Annotated in this window: 17 protein-coding genes; 9 read left to right on the top strand and 8 right to left on the bottom strand. The window is 50.8% G+C overall.

Annotated features, from left to right (window positions below):
• From IKQ95_06225 to IKQ95_06195, 7 genes are all read left to right on the top strand, one after another.
• On the top strand, positions 1–1,491 hold a 1,491-nt coding region (locus IKQ95_06225; protein MBR4196291.1), incomplete at its 5' end, for an SYNERG-CTERM sorting domain-containing protein.
• 166 nt (positions 1,492–1,657) lie between these two features.
• Positions 1,658–2,689, top strand: a complete 1,032-nt coding sequence (prfB, locus tag IKQ95_06220) for a peptide chain release factor 2 (protein MBR4196290.1) — start codon at positions 1,658–1,660, stop codon at positions 2,687–2,689.
• Positions 2,682–4,397: a hypothetical protein gene (locus IKQ95_06215; protein MBR4196289.1), complete on the top strand. Its 1,716-nt coding sequence runs from the start codon at positions 2,682–2,684 to the stop codon at positions 4,395–4,397. Before prfB ends, IKQ95_06215 begins: the two co-directional genes overlap by 8 nt.
• Positions 4,387–5,013: a dTMP kinase gene (tmk, locus tag IKQ95_06210; GenBank protein ID MBR4196288.1), complete on the top strand. Its 627-nt coding sequence runs from the start codon at positions 4,387–4,389 to the stop codon at positions 5,011–5,013. The genes IKQ95_06215 and tmk overlap by 11 nt, the downstream gene beginning before the upstream one ends.
• Entirely contained in the window at positions 4,998–5,453 is a 456-nt protein-coding gene (locus tag IKQ95_06205) for a DUF327 family protein (protein ID MBR4196287.1), read from the top strand. The genes tmk and IKQ95_06205 overlap by 16 nt, the downstream gene beginning before the upstream one ends.
• Positions 5,429–6,187, top strand: coding sequence for a hypothetical protein (locus tag IKQ95_06200; protein MBR4196286.1), 759 nt, complete (start codon positions 5,429–5,431; stop codon positions 6,185–6,187). The genes IKQ95_06205 and IKQ95_06200 overlap by 25 nt, the downstream gene beginning before the upstream one ends.
• The gene (locus IKQ95_06195) at positions 6,144–7,262 is read left to right on the top strand and encodes a hypothetical protein (GenBank protein MBR4196285.1); all 1,119 of its coding nucleotides are present in this window, start codon (positions 6,144–6,146) and stop codon (positions 7,260–7,262) included. Before IKQ95_06200 ends, IKQ95_06195 begins: the two co-directional genes overlap by 44 nt.
• Before the next feature lie 46 nt (positions 7,263–7,308).
• On the opposite strand, the gene IKQ95_06190 is transcribed toward IKQ95_06195, so the two are convergent.
• From IKQ95_06190 to IKQ95_06180, 3 genes are all read right to left on the bottom strand, one after another.
• Positions 7,309–7,575 carry a Txe/YoeB family addiction module toxin gene (locus tag IKQ95_06190; GenBank protein MBR4196284.1) on the bottom strand — a complete coding sequence of 89 codons (267 nt, stop codon included), beginning with the start codon at positions 7,573–7,575 and terminating at the stop codon, positions 7,309–7,311.
• A 5-nt stretch (positions 7,576–7,580) separates the two neighbouring features.
• The gene (locus IKQ95_06185) at positions 7,581–7,850 is read right to left on the bottom strand and encodes a hypothetical protein (protein MBR4196283.1); all 270 of its coding nucleotides are present in this window, start codon (positions 7,848–7,850) and stop codon (positions 7,581–7,583) included.
• 96 nt (positions 7,851–7,946) lie between these two features.
• Entirely contained in the window at positions 7,947–9,638 is a 1,692-nt protein-coding gene (locus tag IKQ95_06180; protein ID MBR4196282.1) for an S-layer homology domain-containing protein, read from the bottom strand.
• A gap of 468 nt (positions 9,639–10,106) precedes the next feature.
• Between IKQ95_06180 and IKQ95_06175 the strand changes: the two genes are divergently transcribed.
• The gene (locus IKQ95_06175; protein MBR4196281.1) at positions 10,107–10,715 is read left to right on the top strand and encodes a hypothetical protein; all 609 of its coding nucleotides are present in this window, start codon (positions 10,107–10,109) and stop codon (positions 10,713–10,715) included.
• Positions 10,716–10,760: 45 nt separating this feature from the next.
• Entirely contained in the window at positions 10,761–11,567 is an 807-nt protein-coding gene (locus tag IKQ95_06170) for a GIY-YIG nuclease family protein (GenBank protein ID MBR4196280.1), read from the top strand.
• 46 nt (positions 11,568–11,613) lie between these two features.
• On the opposite strand, the gene coaD is transcribed toward IKQ95_06170, so the two are convergent.
• Genes coaD through IKQ95_06145 form a run of 5 tightly spaced genes read right to left on the bottom strand, consistent with a single transcriptional unit; the run spans position 11,614 to position 16,353 of the window.
• Entirely contained in the window at positions 11,614–12,102 is a 489-nt protein-coding gene (gene coaD / locus IKQ95_06165) for a pantetheine-phosphate adenylyltransferase (GenBank protein MBR4196279.1), read from the bottom strand.
• Between the two features lie 6 nt (positions 12,103–12,108).
• Complete coding sequence (locus IKQ95_06160; GenBank protein MBR4196278.1) at positions 12,109–13,440, bottom strand: MATE family efflux transporter; 1,332 nt, start codon at positions 13,438–13,440, stop codon at positions 12,109–12,111.
• Between the two features lie 32 nt (positions 13,441–13,472).
• The gene (locus IKQ95_06155) at positions 13,473–14,042 is read right to left on the bottom strand and encodes an RsmD family RNA methyltransferase (GenBank protein ID MBR4196277.1); all 570 of its coding nucleotides are present in this window, start codon (positions 14,040–14,042) and stop codon (positions 13,473–13,475) included.
• Complete coding sequence (locus tag IKQ95_06150; protein MBR4196276.1) at positions 14,039–14,983, bottom strand: tRNA (guanosine(46)-N7)-methyltransferase TrmB; 945 nt, start codon at positions 14,981–14,983, stop codon at positions 14,039–14,041. Before IKQ95_06150 ends, IKQ95_06155 begins: the two co-directional genes overlap by 4 nt.
• Positions 14,971–16,353 (bottom strand): phosphomannomutase/phosphoglucomutase, encoded by a 1,383-nt coding sequence (locus tag IKQ95_06145; GenBank protein ID MBR4196275.1) that lies wholly within the window; start codon positions 16,351–16,353, stop codon positions 14,971–14,973. Before IKQ95_06145 ends, IKQ95_06150 begins: the two co-directional genes overlap by 13 nt.
• Positions 16,354–16,359: the final 6 nt, after the last annotated feature.

The raw sequence follows: 16,359 nt of genomic DNA, 5'->3' as shown, positions 1-16,359 counted from the left end.
CTGACAGATGACGTTGACGCGCTGATGGAAGCCCTGAAGCCCGGCAACACTTCAAGCTGGACGGAATACGGCACAGTGTCGCCCGACAAGGCAGGCACAGTAACTGATGAGCCGGAATATGACGAGTCCCCGAAAGATGTAGGCTATGACGGCCTATCAGTATATCCGCGTTTCGCAATGCCCAAAGACCCATCAGCGGACGCATATTCGGCGGTGTGGGATTTTGTTGACGGCCTGAATCTTCCCTACGGTGTCGACATGTTCAATGATGAGAATATGCGCGTGATTGCCTCGCGTGATGCCGCTGAAGTGTGGAAGGCCATGAAGGACGAGCTTTTGAGCGCGGATGTTCCCCAGCTTGTGGCGGTAGTGCTTCCTGAGATGTATATCTATGAGCCGGGCTTCTACGTGTTCAGGCTTCCTGCTGACAACATAACCGGCCGCAATCAGGCAATATTCTGGAGCGCGGAACGTTCCGGCGATGTATATTCGATGTATCACAGAGGGTACTACGTAACATCGGCGGATCTGGACAGGCAGATATTCATTGACGACAGCGGAAACTTGACGGGAGCTGTGAGCGGTGATGAGTATATCAGCGTTGCGGCGTATTTCGCGGATGGCGTGTACCGTCCTGTGATAACGGCGGCGGCTACCTCGCATGACCTAGAAATACTGCGCGGACTTCCTGCCGAGCCAAGCCCGGACGTTAGGCCCATTAGCCCGGACATTAGACCCATTAGCCCGGACATCAGACCTACAAGCCCGGACATTAGACCTACAAGCCCGGACATCAGACCTACAAGCCCGGACATCAGACCTACAAGCCCGGACATCAGACCCACAAGCCCCGACGTTAGACCCATTAGCCCGGACGTTAGACCCACAAGCCCGGACGTTACACCGAATTCAGCGAGGCCGACAAAGCCCGGCATTAACGTTCAGGATAAAGCCTCATCACTGCGGGACATCTTCAGCAGGCCAGGTTCAATTGTTGCGGAATTGCCAGAGTCATCGGCGGGGGCATCGCGCACAGTGTCAGACCTTCCTGCCAGCCAGCTCACAGCGATTACAGAGCAGGGGCGTGAAGTTGCGGTTGTGCTTCCTGAAATTACGGTTGAGACGGCAGCGATTTACGTTTTCGGTGTCAGCCTCGACAATCTCCCGCCGGGAGATACAATATTCCTCGACATGACATTAACATCGGTCAGCGCGGGGAGCGTGAATGCCTCAGCGAATTATGAGGGTGATTACGCGTTCCTTGATGATGATGGGAATGAAGTGTATACAGTCCCGGCAAACAGGCACGTAAACGTAGCGGCGTATCTTGAGCCTAATTATGTGTACTCTCCTGCAATCACCACAAGCAGGAATAGCTCAGAGGGCGACAATGTAATAGGTCTGGCCTCTTCAAGCGGAGGATGTAGCGCGGGATTCGGCGGTGTGATACTTCTTGCGGGACTCGCGTTAATCAGCCGTAAGAAACATTAGCGGCGCGTCAGAAATTACAAGCTCCTTCCGAAATGGAGGGGGCTTTTTTCATGTGCTATCATTATCCGCAAAATCACAATGAAAGGCATAATCATGAATCCCAACATTAAGACAGAACTGGAAGAACTGCATACAATGCTTCACGATATGCAGGACAGCCTTTGACATAGGCGCATTAGAGTCTCAGTCCCGGAGGCTTACGGACAAGACATCAGCCCCCGATTTTTGGAGCAGTGAAGGCCGAGAGGAAGTCCTCAAAGAATTATCGCAGGTCTCTTCCCGGCTTGACGCAGTGAGGGCTATACAGTCAGAATTTGGCGAGCTGTCAGCAATCGCAGAGATATTGACGGAGAATGACGACTCGGAATTGGAGCGCGAATTTTTCCGGCGGTCTGCGGATTTACACATGGAGCTTGAGCAGTTCGGGCTGCTTCTCCTGCTGAATGACCGCTACGACTCATCAAACGCAATATTGATGATACATTCAGGTTCGGGCGGCCTTGACTCTCAGGACTGGGCGGCAATGCTCATGCGAATGTACCTGCGTTACTGTGAGCGCACGAATCTCCGGGCAAAAGTGATAGAGGCTTCCGCAGATGATGACGAGGGCATAAAGAACGCAACACTCATGATTGAGGGGACTTACGCATACGGCCTTCTGAAGGCTGAAAGGGGAGTACACCGACTTGTGAGGATTTCGCCGTTTGACAGCGCACACAGGAGGCACACGAGTTTCGCGAGCGTTTTAGTATCCCCGGAATTTAGCGATGATGTTGACATTGAGATTCGCCCGGAGGATTTGAAGGTTGACACGTTCCGGGCATCAGGTGCGGGAGGTCAGTACGTCAACAGAACAGACTCAGCCGTCCGAATTACTCACATCCCGACGGGAATTGTTGTTACGTGTCAGAATGAGAGAAGCCAGCACATGAACAGGCAGACCGCGCTTCACGTCCTCAAGAGTCGGCTATACGACATGGCCGAGCAGGAGCGGCAGGCGGAATTGTCTTCAGTTGTGGGCGAGAAGAAAGAGTCGGCATGGGGCAGTCAGATTCGCAGCTACGTTCTTCACCCCTACACGCTGGTGAAAGATCACCGCACAAATTACGAGCGCGGAAACGTTCAGGCGGTTCTTGACGGCGATATAGGGGATTTTATCATGGAATATTTGCGGCAAAAGGCGCGGGGAAATGTTTAGGCGCGTAGTTCTTTTGCTGACGGTGATAATTATTGCGCTGAATGTTCCTGCTTACGGGGCGTTTGTTCCGTCTGACCCTGTAATTTCTGTTGACGAACTAAAGCCGGGCATGAAAGGATATATGCTGACGGTGATAAAGGGCATGGAGCCTTCACGGATTCCAGTGCGTATAGTCAGCATAGTCCCGCAGAAACCCGCAAAGCAGTATAGCAGTCTCGTACTCATAAAACTTACGGGGCATACGAAATTAGCGCAGGGCATGAGCGGGTCTCCTGTGTATATAGGCGGGAAATTGGCGGGGGCGGTCAGAAGCGGATGGCAGGGGGCTGACCACACATTAGCGGTGATGATTCCCATTGAGTATATGTGCGCGATAACCGAACATGATTCTCTCCCTCCTTCCCCGTCATTGGCGGCTCTGAATGCTGTAACAGTCTCAGGCACAAGCATAAACACTCCGGCCATGTCCCAATTGTCGCGGAAATTAGGCATAACGTTCACGCAGGGCATAAGCTCTCCTTCAGGCGGAAGTCTTGCTGACGGTACATCACTAAGGCCGGGCGACTCTGTTGCGGCCTTGCTGGTATGGGGGGACGTTGAGCTTTCAGCGTTCGGGACAGTTACGGCGGTAGACAGGCACGGGAGATTTTTGGCGTTCGGGCATGACTTCATGAAGCGCGGAAAATCCTCGTACCCTTCCGCAGGGGCATATGTCCATGAGACAGTTGACAGCGTTTCATTCCCGTTCAAGCTGGCTCACACTCTCGGCATCAACGGCACTGTAACTCACGACACCGAGACAGGAATCGCCGGCAAATTCGGAATGTATCCCCCATCAATCCCGTGCGAGTTCGTTTTTCATGATCTTGACGCTGGTACGAAAGACATCTATCACTTCAGGACGGTAACAGACGAGTTTATGACGGCAGATTTGATTGAAGGTGTCTGCAAAGGTCTGGCCGAAGAATCATGGGCGCGAAAAGGTCAGGGGACAATGAGCGTAAACTTGAGGATTGACGGCAGGAATGTCCCAAACGGCTGGGCGCGTAAGGATATATTTTACTCGGACGAAAATATAACCGATGAGGCATTCAAGCAGCTCAAGACAATAATCACCGCATACATGACTCAGCCGTTCAAAGACATAATGCCTGTGGGATTTACGGTAACGGTCTCTGCGGCACAGTCCCCGAAAGTGTTATTGATTGAGGAGGTAACAGTCTCAGAGGATGCCGAACCCGGCGCAGAAATAGAAGTGTCAGTGAAATTGCGTCCTTGGAGGGCTGACCCTGTAACGCGGAAATTCAAGCTGACGATTCCTGCTGATGCTTCCGATGTGGTAGAAGTGATAGTGCGCGGAGGGGGTACGCAGTCATTCACGCAGGCAGGCATAGAGGGAGGATGGCGGACAATAACGAGCTTGGAGAGAATGTTATCCGAGTTTCGGGCGGCTGACAGCAATAATCAGTTAATCATAGAGCTTAACGCCGACAGAACCGGAGATTTAATCAGCAAGATTCAGAATGCCCGCAAAAAAGGAGCGCACAAAAGTCCCAAGAAAGACCGCGACCCCGATTTACTCCCGGAGGAAGAAGAATACCTCAGCGAAACGAAAGAACGCCGAATCCGTGAAGGTACACTGAAGATTTACAGCTCAGATTACTACGTTGACGGGCTAATGCGGAGGGTGATACACGTTGACAAATAGCTTGTTCATTACCCTAGAAGGCATAGACGGGTGCGGGAAGTCTACGCAGTCTGCAAAATTGGCGGAATGGCTAGAGTTCCGCACAGGGCGCAAAACGATACGCACATATGAGCCGGGCGGATGGTCTGAAGGCGATTCGTTCCGTGAAATGATACTTGGGCGGAAATTCGCGGCGATGTCGGAATTGCTGCTTTTTCTTGCTGACAGAAGCGAGCATGTGAACCGCGTAATTCTGCCTGCATTGCGTCAGGGCTTCAATGTAATCTGCGAACGGTGGAACGAGTCGACAATGGCATACCAGGCGGGCGGCCATGAGCTTAACCCTTCCCAAGTGAGGCGGATAATTCAAGCCTGCAATTTTCCTGAGCCTGACGCAAAAATCTTCCTCGACATTTCCCCGGAGACAGCAATAGAGCGCATAAAGTCCCGCGGGAAGAAGCGCGATAATTTCGAGGCTGAGGGCTTGCCGTTAATGCGTACAGTTTCGGACTTCTACAGGAATATAGCCGATTGCGACAGGAATTTTATCCGCGTAAAATGCGACGGCCTTACGGAGTCAGAAGTGTTTACGGCAATAACAGCGAATATTGAGGCGCGTATATGGCGATACAGATAAAGCGCGGGGGAAGCGACCCGGCAGCCTCATCACAGCCGCGAATAGAATACGGAGGCCACAGCGGAAGCCATGCAGGCCCGGCAAACTCTGTAGCACCGTCAGCATTTTCGTTTGACGCGGCAATGGAGTCATCTGAGCTTGAAGCATTGCTTGACCGTCTCTATGAATTGTCCGATAAACTCTCAGTATTTCCCGGCGGACGACTAATCGAGGAATACAGGAATGTTTTGCACGAACTGCTGAAACGTGCGGCCAAAGGTCTCAGGATAAAGCGCGACATGAGATGGCGGAAGACTGACCGCAAAATGTACGTAACAATAGAACGCGCAGGGCAGGCAATGGACGAGTTAGAGGAAGCCTTCAAGTATGAGGGCGACAGGACGAAAGCACTTGCGCTAATGGAGGAAATAAAAGGTTGCTTGATCTCTCTGCTAATGTAACGTGGCGTGAAATTCTTTCTGAGACAGAAGCCGGGAACATCCCGCACTGCCGCGCAGTCTCAGCCCCCGCGAAATATCATCCCGAAATAATAGAGACGCTCTCACGCATGATACTGGGAACATACCGCCCCTCGCACCCCGATTTACTCATCATAGGAACGCCGGACAAAGCCCCCCCGATAGGTGAATACGGGAAACCGTCATACGATAATTCCTGCCGCTGGCTAATCGACAGTATAGCCCTGAAGCCGTTAGAGTCATCGCGGCGTTTAGCTGTGATTCAGTGCGCGGACAAACTCACAAAGCCTGCGGGAAATTCCCTGCTGAAACTCGCCGAGGAGCCTCCCGGACATGCGTATTTACTATTTCTGATGGAGGACGGGAAATTATTTCTGCCTACGCTCAAAAGCCGCTCACGTTTCAGCGCAATAACAGATGACGTACGAGTCCCGCCCGAAAGAATACCGCTTGACGCACACGGCTGGGCGCAGTGGCTGTTGACTGCCCGCAAAAGCACCTCGGACAACGACACAATAACGCCTCAGCTTGAAGCATGGAGCAATTACGCACTTGACACGGGAAATATTGACCTTGCGGAAAAATGCGAGAAGCTGAGAATAATATCATCACAGAAAAATTTATCCGCGCCGATAATGTGCGACATAATAATATTGGCACTAATGGAGGAGAATGGAAAAATTGAGCACATACTTGACGATATTCGGGAAGCCTAGATTTTTGGGATTTGCTGACATAAATGAGGAAGCCGGCTTTGACTTGGAGCGGCCAAAATGGGCGGTTGTACGTACATCACGCGGCTATGAAATAGGTTTACCGGGGGGAATAATCACCCCTTCACAGCAGGAAATGTACAGAAAGACAACGGCGAAATTTGACGACTCTTCAGACGCAATGCTTCAGGATGTTGAATTTGTCCGCGAGGCAGACTCCGAGGACATAGAGAACTATTACGACTGCCGGCACGAGGAGGAAGAAGCGTTACTTGTCGGGCGTGATATTCTTGCGGAGTACAAGCTGAACATGAAACTTGTTGATGTGGAATACATGCTTGACCGCCGGAGATTATATTTCTATTTCACGGCGGAACAGCGCGTAGATTTCCGTGAATATGTGCGTGAATTGGCGTATGAGTTTCGGACGCGGATAGAAATGCGGCAGGTAGGGATCCGGGACGAGGCGCGAATAGTGCGGGGCATAGCCTCATGCGGGCGGCCATGCTGCTGCGGTTGCTGGCTGAGGGGATTTTCGCCGATAAGCATACGCATAGTGAAGGAGCAGAGATCCGCGCTGAACCCAACGAAAATTTCCGGGCTTTGCGGCCGTCTGATGTGCTGCATGTCCTACGAGAAGGAATTATATTCTGAACTGTGGGCAAAGCTTCCCGGCCCCGGTGCGAAAATAAAAACGGAGCAGGGAATATATGTTCTTGAGAGTCTTGATGTGGGACATGAGCAGGTGAATATACGTTTTCCGGGGGGCAGATTGATTCCAGTGGCAATAACGGACTTTCCCGACTTCAAAGAAGCTGTGCTGAATGGCGAGGAATGGGGCGAGGACAAAGAGTTAGCCGAGAAAAAACGCCATGCCGCCGAACGCATAGCCGCAATAAAAGCCCGCGCCGAACGCCTGAAATCCCGCGGGGTAAAACGTTCCGCCAGAGCAAAAGCCGGAGCAGCTCCCAAGAAGCAGACCCCGCCGAATCCCAAGCCCAAGCCCGAAAACGCCGCGGCAGCACCTAAGCCAAAGCACCGCCGCCCAAGAAAGCCACGCCCGAATCCAGAGTCATGACACAGAAAAATCCCCCTGACATTACGCCGGGGGGATAATTTTTGCGCTAATGATCCCCGTAATGACTCCCGCATTCAACAATACTCACCTGCAAATCGTCAACACGGAAAACGAGTCTGTTTTTCTTGTCGATCCTCACGCTTGCAAGCCCTGATAAAACATTTCTCAGCATTTCAGGCTTTCCGAATGAGCATTTATACCCGTTGCGCTGAATATCTTTGATTAGTGCGTTAATTTTCCTGAGAAGCTGTCTTTCTGACTGAATATCAACGTAATCTTCCCAGGCGTTTGGATACCAGAATACACCGCGCATAATTTCTACTTCACCGCCTCCGCATACATTCTGTCGCGCATTGCTTTGAAATCCTCCCAGCGTCTTTTGAGTTCTGCGGCTTCTTTGGGCGTGAACCCGTTAAGGTCGAGCGATGACAATTTGACTTCCTGCTTTCTCACGGCCTGACTCATCAGCGCGCTTACGACGGCGGACGCGGGCAGCCCTATATCATCGCAGAGCTGCTGAAATTCCTTCTTCATCTGTTTGTCAATCGTTACGGTGAGTTTTGCTTTCTCCGTTATTTTTGCCTTCATTGCTTTCACCTCCTTTGCATACGAAAAAAGCGGGACTCCCACACTCGGAAATCCCGCTTTCTGTTAATTCAGATATTCGTTAATGCGCCTGTCAGACTAGAAATTGATTGATGTCCTGAATCTGACTACGTTGTCGTTTTCCTTCTTCTCGTTGCCAAGCACTGAGTCAGGAAGGTCGTTCTTTACGTGTACATAGTTCAGACCCATTGTCGTGGCATCGTTGAGCTTGTACTGAACACCTACGCCCAGCTCGAACGGATTAGCATCTTCCCAGTTTGTGCCGTTCTGGTATGCATCCGAAACCTTGTAGCCATAGTAGAAGATGTGAGTTGCCCACTTCTCGTTCCACTCCTGGCCGAGCACTACTCTCCAGTAGTTTGTGTCCTTGATTACTGACGCGCCGCTTGCGAAATGGTCAAGAAGGACGCTGCTCTCGCTGGGGAATATTGTGCTGATTCCCTGAGGCGTGAAGAATCCCGCCTTGTACTGGCCGTACTCAAGCCATAAGCTGGTGAACTTCAGAGCTTCCTGCTTCACATCGATGATCGCTCTCCAGTGGTTTGCGTCATCAACATAATTGCCTGACCCGTTAGTCTCAAGAATGCCGTAGCCGTAATCAGTCCATGCAGGCGTACCGTTGACGTACTCGGAGTCGATCTTCTGATGATAGAACGCGCCTTTGACCGCTATATTGTCGTTGAAGTTGAAGCGGAGTCCGGCGAAGATCGTCCACAAATTCTTGAAGTTATGATCGCCCTCATAGTTGAGATACCTGTTGCCCGTGCTTGTGCCTCTCGGAGTCGTGTTCTGAGGAGGTGTTGACGAGTTGTCTCCGATAAACGCCTGGCCGCCGATGTCAAGTCCTACGTTCTCTGTGAACTGGATATTGCCCATTGCGAAGATCGTCCATGCTTTTCTGTTGATTCCGTGAGCCTCGCTGTTCTTGTTGTATGCCTTGAAGTTCGCCGGAATCCTGTTGGAGTGCGCCACGTAAGCAAGGAAGTTGCCCATTCCGAAATTCTTCTCAAGAGCAAATCCGATCTCTGACGTGTCCGTAAGCACTGAGTCGCCGCCTGTCCAGCTTCCTGTCTCTGCGATTTTCGGCCTGTAAGCCGTATCAACATCAAAGAGGAAACGTCCAACTGTGAGCCTTGAGTCCATGAAGAACGGCATTGAGACATAGTACCTGTCGAAATACGCGCTGTTGCCGTTGTTGTTGGTGAAGCCGTCGTTGGCATCGCCGTCGTTCCTCAGTCTTGCGCGGAAGAAGTACTCATCATTCTCGCCGAACGTGCGCTCAAAGTAGAGCCTTGCGTTATCGAAATTGACCTGGCCTTTTCCCTTTTCGCCGAGTGAGTTTTCAGCGTTCCTGTACTTGGCATCAAGCACCAACGAGCCGTGAATGTGCCATCCGCCGAGCCTGTTCTCAAGAACCGCGACTCTCTCGTCAAGCTCATCAACTCTTACGCCGAGTGCTTCAAGCTCATCTTTGAACTCAACAACGAGTCTCTTCAGCATCTCAACATCCTGCTTGCTTGCCTTTGTCATGTCGACGATTGAAAGTGATCTCGCGAGCGATGAAGCAAGCTCGTAACGTGTTGTAGGCTGCTGCCCCTTGTAGAAACCATCAGGATAACCCGAAAGGATTCCATGTCCCGCAAGGATTCCGATAGCGTCATATGCCCAGTGGTTCATAGGAACGTCCATGAACGGGTTTGTTGCTGACATGGCCGGAGCCGCAAACGCTGCTGTTGCCGCAATAGCCAATACTGCTGCTATTCTCTTCATTACGAATAACCCCCTTATGAAATTGTCAATACACTGTATCGTCTCGCGCACTCAGTCTTAGCCTTTAAGCCCTGAATCTGCGGGGGGGTTCAGAAAGTTGCCTTGTTTCCTTTCATTACCTCTTTGCAGTTCACAGAGGCTTGATTCAACTTCTGACCTTCTGCGCTTTTCCCGCAATAACTCTTTCCCTTAATGGCCTTACGGGGATTGTTTCACCTCATTTTGTGCCGTCTGGTTATTGAGCTGTGCGTCTTTTGACGATTTCCTACTAGGTATTTCCCGTAGGACGGTGCATATATTACAACACGGGATTGAAATTGCCTATACGTAATTTTACGGATAAATAAAATCAGCAATACTAGCGCGGGTTTTTACGTAAAGTATGCAGGAATGCGGGCGGGGGCGTGTTTTTTCTGCGTGTTTGGTACAATATCAGCATTCATAATTTCAGCAGGAGGAATAATTTTGATGACGCGGAAAATTCTGTGCGCTCTGATTTTGGCTGCGGCACTGTGTGTTTCATGCTCTGCGGAGGAGATAAGCGGGGACGTTAAGCGCGACTCTTCCGGGAATGTTGTTGACATGAAGAGTCCTGACGGCTTACGGATAATATATCTTGGCACGTTCAGGCCGGAGGAGAAAGAAATAATTTCCCCGGATGAGATTGCTGACGACTCTGTGTTCTCGGTCTTCATGGTGAAGCCGGACAAGGATACGCCGCTACAGCTAGATGTCCGGGACGGCTACGACACGCGGACAAACAAATTCGGCTGGCGCAACAATGCTCCGTGGGGCTATATCGCCGACATTGACACGAATGGAAATCCCCGCGACATTCTCGGCTCTTTCTGGTACAGGGTAACATTCTGGCACAATCTGCCGTTCAAGCACGGAAAATTCCCGGTGATAGCGCGGATAGGATTCCTCATCAACGGGAACGAGCTTACGTACAGCCGTATACGCCCGAAAAGCTATGAAGAATGGAAGAAGATTGAGCCGAAAATCCTAGAGCTAGAAGAGAATGAGAAGGAATGCGATTTTACGCTCGACGGCCTTGAATCGGGGCAGGGGAAATAGCTGGGGGCGTGTGAGATTTACGGGCGGAAAATAGAGCTGTTTCTTGTGAACGGGACTCCTGACAGCATAATTACAGCGAGCCTCTATAACTGGAACGGGCAGGCGGTGAAAGTCCCCCGCAGTGAAATACATGGCTACGGGCGCGATGACCTCAGCAAAGCGGGAGTATATTTTCTCTTCTGCAATGATGACGGCAATAACTCAGTGTATATAGGCGAATCGGAAGACATGTTAGAGAGACTACGCCAGCACCTGAAAGACTATCAGGCAGGGAGCGAGAATTTTTACTGGCACACAGTCATAGCTTTCACCGGGCAGGATCTCAACAAAGCGTTAATCCGTTATCTTGAGGATAAATTAGTGAAGTCCGCGAGGGAATGCGAAAGATATAAAGTCCTCACAAAGAACACATACGGAAAAACGGTTATGAAGGAGTCCGAGAAAGCTGTAATGGCCGAGTTCATGGACAATGTGAAGCTGATTATCGCGACACTGAGCTATAACGTTTTCGCGCCGGCACCGTCTGAGGATGAGAGAAGGCAAATTTTTTTCTGCCGTATGAAAAGTTCGGGAGCTAATGCGAAAGGCTTTGCGAGTCCCGGAGGATTTACGGTGCTGAAAGGCTCAAGGGTATCGGATTATGTTGTTCCGTCCATGCTTGACGGGAAACACACAAGCTATAATAAACTGAGATTGCAGCTTGAGAATGACGGCACAATTTCAGGCCGGAAATTTCAGCGGGATTACGAGTTCAAATCACCGTCAGCAGCATCAACGGTCGTGTTAGGCCATTCGTCGAACGGAAAAGAAGACTGGAAAACTGAAGACGGCGTAAAACTCAAAGATATTTAGCGTAATATGCCCTGCTTCTGAAAATAACCGGGAGCAGGGTATTTCTTTAACAGCCGGAATTGTAGCGTCCCTTCAGCCTCTCATACACGACATCAGGCACAACATCTTCAACCGTCCCGCCGAAATGGAAAATTTCACGGATACTTGAGCTTGACACGTATGAATATTTCGGGTCAGTAACAATAAAGAACGTTTCAATCTCAGGAGCTAATTTGCGGTTCATCAATGCCATCTGAAACTCGTACTCAAAATCACTCATCGCACGGAGTCCCCGCACAATAACGCCCGCTTTCTTCTGCCTCACGTAATCAATCAGCAGCCCGTTAAAGCTGTCTACGGTGATATTGGCCACATGGCCGAGAGCCTCGCGAGCCATGAAGCAGCGTTCCTCAACAGTGAATGCGGAAGTCTTGCGCTCATTCACGAGAATGCTGACGATTACCTCATCAAAAACTGCCGCGGCACGTTCAGCGATATATATATGGCCGTTAGTGATAGGGTCAAACGAACCGGGATATACTGCGGTAACTCTCATTAGTCATCACTCCGGGTAAATATAATGCTTGGGATTGAAGATGATTCTACCGTAAATTATCACCGTCTGCACAAGCGACAGCAATTCCGCCATCGGCAAAGCCCACACAATTCCGTATTCCCCCGCAAAATGATTCATCACGAACATCAGAGGCATATACAGCACGCACTGACGGCACACGCTCAGAATGAATGATGCCCGCCCGGCTCCCATCGCCTGAAGTGCATTCACGAACACAAAGAATATCGCAAAAAGCAAACTGCTAGACAGCTTCATACGCAGAAATTTCACGGCATACGAAAACGCTTCCGGCTCATTCACGAACATTGACACGATATTTTCCGAGAACACAAAGCACCCCGCAATCATCACGAGCGTCAATATCACCGTAAACTTCAGCGCAAACATCAAGAACGCCCGGTAACGCCTCCAATCCTGTGCGCCGACACTGAACCCTAAAAGCGGCTGAATCCCCTGGCCTGTTCCCATTGCGATTAAGATTGCTATCTGCTCAATACGCATTGAGACTCCCGCCGCGGCCACTGCCATATCTCCATACGCGGACATCAGCGAGTTCATTACCATCTGCGAAATACTCATCAGCCACGGATCAAGACACGCAGGAATCCCAATCGCCAAGACTCCGAACGCTATACCCTCGTTGATTCTGAAGTGCTTTACGTGAATGCTTAGGGACGAATGACCGAGAACGAAATACCCCGCGTAATATAACGCCCCTATGATGATACTTGCGGTTGTTGCGATTGCCGCGCCCGTTATCCCCCAGCCGAACCAGAGAATAAATATCGGGTCAAGCACGACATTTAACATGTTGCCGAAAATCTGACCGAGCATTGCCGCAGAAGCGTGATTTTCCGCCCGCATTATTCCCCCGCTCGCCATGCTGAACAGCACGAACGGTGTAGACGCGATTACGATTGACAGATAACTATAGGCAAGTGAGAATGTCTCAGGACTCGCGCCGATTGCACGCAAAATTCTCTCAATGTGGAACATGAATATTGCCGCGACAACAACGCCCGTAACGAGACTCCCCCAGACGCAGAATGACGCGATATTGTTCGCACGTTCCCTTTGTCCCGCTCCGAGTGTGCGCGATATGTACGACATCGCCCCGGCCATGAAGATTATACCGAGAGCAATTAATACCATGAATATCGGTGCCGCTAAAGAGACCGCCGCAAGCTGCAAAGGGTCATGAGTCTGGCCGATGAAAAATGTATCCGCAAGATTGTAGATGAGTAACATAATCTCAACGACTATCGCCGGGATTATGTTTGAGACTGCCTGACGTGAAATTGAAGGTGATGAAGACATTGTGATTTTTCCTTTCGGGATTTTGTGAGGGATTATAGCATTTGCAGGAAGGTTAGACAGGTTTCGCCGTATTCGCGTGTGGATGTGATTTCGAGGCCGTGAGGGTTATTGCTGAGTGTTACAGGTTCGCGCACGGAGTGCTCAATCACCATCAAAGCACCGGGGGAAAATACTGCGTCAAGATTCGGGAGCGCAGGAAGAGTCTCACACCAGCCGGAATTATACGGAGGATCCGCAAATATCACCGTGAACTTCATATCATGCTTCACGAGCCACGACAAAGCCCGCCGAATCTCAAGCGACAGCACTAACGCACCCCCCTTTATCCCCCCTAAATTAGGGGGTAACGCCTCAGCAGGGGGGACACCGTTCACGGAGGGGGGTAAGTTATCGTTAGTGGGTATATTCCTCCTGATGTCATCAGCACGATTCCTGACAGTCTCAACAAAAACCGCCCTGTTTGCCCCGCGCCTTAATGCCTCAAGACCGACTCTCCCCGTTCCCGCAAAGAGGTCGAGAAATTCCGCGCCGTCAATCATACCTCCCAATATGCTGAACAGCGCAGACATCACACGCCCGGATGTTGGCCGTATATCCTTCATGACAATCTTTCAGCAGCATTACTCAGCGCGAGTCGCACAGCCGGAGTCAGAAATGCCAGAGCCGTTTTGTCGAGCCTCAGCAAAAATCCGTCATCTTTCGGGGCTATGTGAATGTAGAATTTCTGCTCGAACTCGTCATCACTCGTCAATGTCTCAAGCAAAAATATTTTCCCGTCCGGCTCACTGAATGACCTTCCGAACTTCCAGAATGATTTATCCTTTTTCCCCTCTGAATTTCTCAGCAACTCTATATCTTCCCGCGTTACACTGCGCTGAATCTTTATGTGCATTTCTCCTTCTGTCCTCCGTGTTACTGTGAATGCCCGCGACTTTCTGAAGCTCACGCGGTAAATGTTCCGGCCTTCCTCAAGCCATTTCCGCTCGTATTTCGTGGTAATCTCCCGCTGAGGGTTCACCGTGAAATCTTCCGCCGTCAATGCCTCGTGATGTCCGAGAATGCTCCACACTTCACGCGAGTATGTCTCATCGTCCGAAATCATCACGAACTCCCCGCCAATTTTCAGCACAGCCGCGAGTCCGTCCGCAAAATCTTTAGCCGTTACTCTCTTGTGAGCGTCAGAATTTTTTGACCATGGACACGGGAACTGCATTATGATTTTCCGCAAAGACTCATCAGGGAACAATTCACGCAGCATATAACGTGCGTCAGTGTTAATCAGCCGCAAATTTTTGAGACCGTATGCCCTCCTCGCACATCTCAGTACGCAAGCCTGCGAAATTTCCACGCCGTAAAGCAGGATTTCCGGGTGGCTCATCGCGTACTGCACTGTAAATTCTCCGTTCCCGAATCCTATCTCAAGCTCCGTTTTGTCTGTTACAGGGAGAAATTTACCGCTCTCAGGGTGAATTATTACGCCGTACTGCGGACGCGCCTGCCTGTGTCCTTGCGTCCCCCCGCTGTTGCGTGTCAAAATGTCCATGTGAAATCGGGAAGCCCCTCGGCTAATACTCGGTCTTTAATGTCGTTCATGATTCGCTCTAATGCCTCCTGAGTTTTTCCCTCACAGCGCACTACCATAACGGGCTGAGTGTTTGAGGCACGAATGAGTCCCCAGCCGTCAGGGTAAATTATTCTCACTCCGTCGAGGTCTGAGACTTTGTATTTTTCGCGGGCTTTCTGCGTAATGCGCTCTGTGATTCCGAACTTCACATCATCGGGGCAGGGGATTCGTATCTCTTCTGTTGACGGGTAATCGGGAATCGACATCATCAGGCGTGAAAGCGACTCTCTTCTCTCGGACATTATTCGGAGCAGTCTCCCGGAGGCGTAGAAGGCATCATCATGGCCGTAAAACTCATCAGCAAAGAACATATGCCCGGAATATTCGCCCGCGAACAACGCGCCAATCTCACGCATTTTTGCTTTGATGACTGAATGCCCGGACTTGTAGAAGAAAGGCTTTCCCCCGAATTTCTCGGCCAGCTCAGGAAGCACCATGCTGCATTTCGGCTCAACGAGTACCGCCGCGCCCTTGTGAGTCCCAAGTATTTCCTTCCAGTAGAGAGTCATTAGCCTGTCCCCGAAAATCACGTTTCCTTTGTCGTCAACGACTCCGATTCTGTCCGCGTCTCCGTCATAAGCAATTCCGACATCAGCACCTTCCGCCCTCACACGCGCTATAACGTCCTGCAAGTTCTCGCGTTTCTGCGGGTCAGGATGGTGATTCGGGAATCTTCCGTCCGGCTCATCATACAGCGGTATGCACTCACAGCCGAGAAGCTCAAAGAATTTTCTTGCGGTCAAACCTGCCGCGCCGTTTCCGCAGTCGCAGACAACCTTGAAGCGTTTTGTGAATGGGAGCGTGAATTTTGACACAAGCATGTTCAGATACTCATCATCAATTTTTGCGTGTGTCAATTTCCCTGCGCCTGACTCGAAATTCCCGGACTCCGCTATGTCGTGAATGTTCATTACCTCGCTGCCGTAAAGAGTCCCGCGCTCAAAGCAAAGTTTCAGCCCGTTCATGTCCGGGGGATTGTGTGAGCCTGTAACCATGACTCCGCCGTCAGCGTTGAAATGTATCATGCTCCAATAAAGCATGGGAGTAGTAACGAGTCCGACATCAACGACATCGAGTCCCGCCGACAAAATTCCCTCAGTCATGGCCGATTTGATTCGGGGAGTTGAGAGTCTTGCGTCGCCTCCGATTGTTACGCAGGACTTCACGCCAGCACGAATAAGCCACGAGGCATAAGCGCGCCCGATAGCCTTCACGGTTTCGTCAGTCAATTCTCTGTCAGCGTTCCCGCGAATGTCATACTCACGGAAAATATTTGCGGGTATCTTCATGGTAAT

This window comes from Synergistaceae bacterium (assembly GCA_017540085.1).
Taxonomy (GTDB): Bacteria; Synergistota; Synergistia; order Synergistales; family Aminobacteriaceae; genus JAFUXM01.
This window is presented reverse-complemented; position numbering and strand designations above follow the sequence as displayed.

Excerpts from the sequence above, each read along its gene's own strand:
- IKQ95_06215 (MBR4196289.1), top strand. The coding sequence starts at position 2,682 with ATGTTTAGGCGCGTAGTTCTTTTGCTGACGGTGATAATTATTGCGCTG.
- IKQ95_06205 (MBR4196287.1), top strand. The coding sequence starts at position 4,998 with ATGGCGATACAGATAAAGCGCGGGGGAAGCGACCCGGCAGCCTCATCA.
- IKQ95_06195 (MBR4196285.1), top strand. The coding sequence starts at position 6,144 with ATGGAAAAATTGAGCACATACTTGACGATATTCGGGAAGCCTAGATTT.
- IKQ95_06190 (MBR4196284.1), bottom strand. The coding sequence starts at position 7,575 with ATGCGCGGTGTATTCTGGTATCCAAACGCCTGGGAAGATTACGTTGAT.
- IKQ95_06185 (MBR4196283.1), bottom strand. The coding sequence starts at position 7,850 with ATGAAGGCAAAAATAACGGAGAAAGCAAAACTCACCGTAACGATTGAC.
- IKQ95_06180 (MBR4196282.1), bottom strand. The coding sequence starts at position 9,638 with ATGAAGAGAATAGCAGCAGTATTGGCTATTGCGGCAACAGCAGCGTTT.
- IKQ95_06175 (MBR4196281.1), top strand. The coding sequence starts at position 10,107 with ATGACGCGGAAAATTCTGTGCGCTCTGATTTTGGCTGCGGCACTGTGT.
- coaD (MBR4196279.1), bottom strand. The coding sequence starts at position 12,102 with ATGAGAGTTACCGCAGTATATCCCGGTTCGTTTGACCCTATCACTAAC.
- IKQ95_06160 (MBR4196278.1), bottom strand. The coding sequence starts at position 13,440 with ATGTCTTCATCACCTTCAATTTCACGTCAGGCAGTCTCAAACATAATC.
- IKQ95_06155 (MBR4196277.1), bottom strand. The coding sequence starts at position 14,042 with ATGAAGGATATACGGCCAACATCCGGGCGTGTGATGTCTGCGCTGTTC.
- IKQ95_06150 (MBR4196276.1), bottom strand. The coding sequence starts at position 14,983 with ATGGACATTTTGACACGCAACAGCGGGGGGACGCAAGGACACAGGCAG.
- IKQ95_06145 (MBR4196275.1), bottom strand. The coding sequence starts at position 16,353 with ATGAAGATACCCGCAAATATTTTCCGTGAGTATGACATTCGCGGGAAC.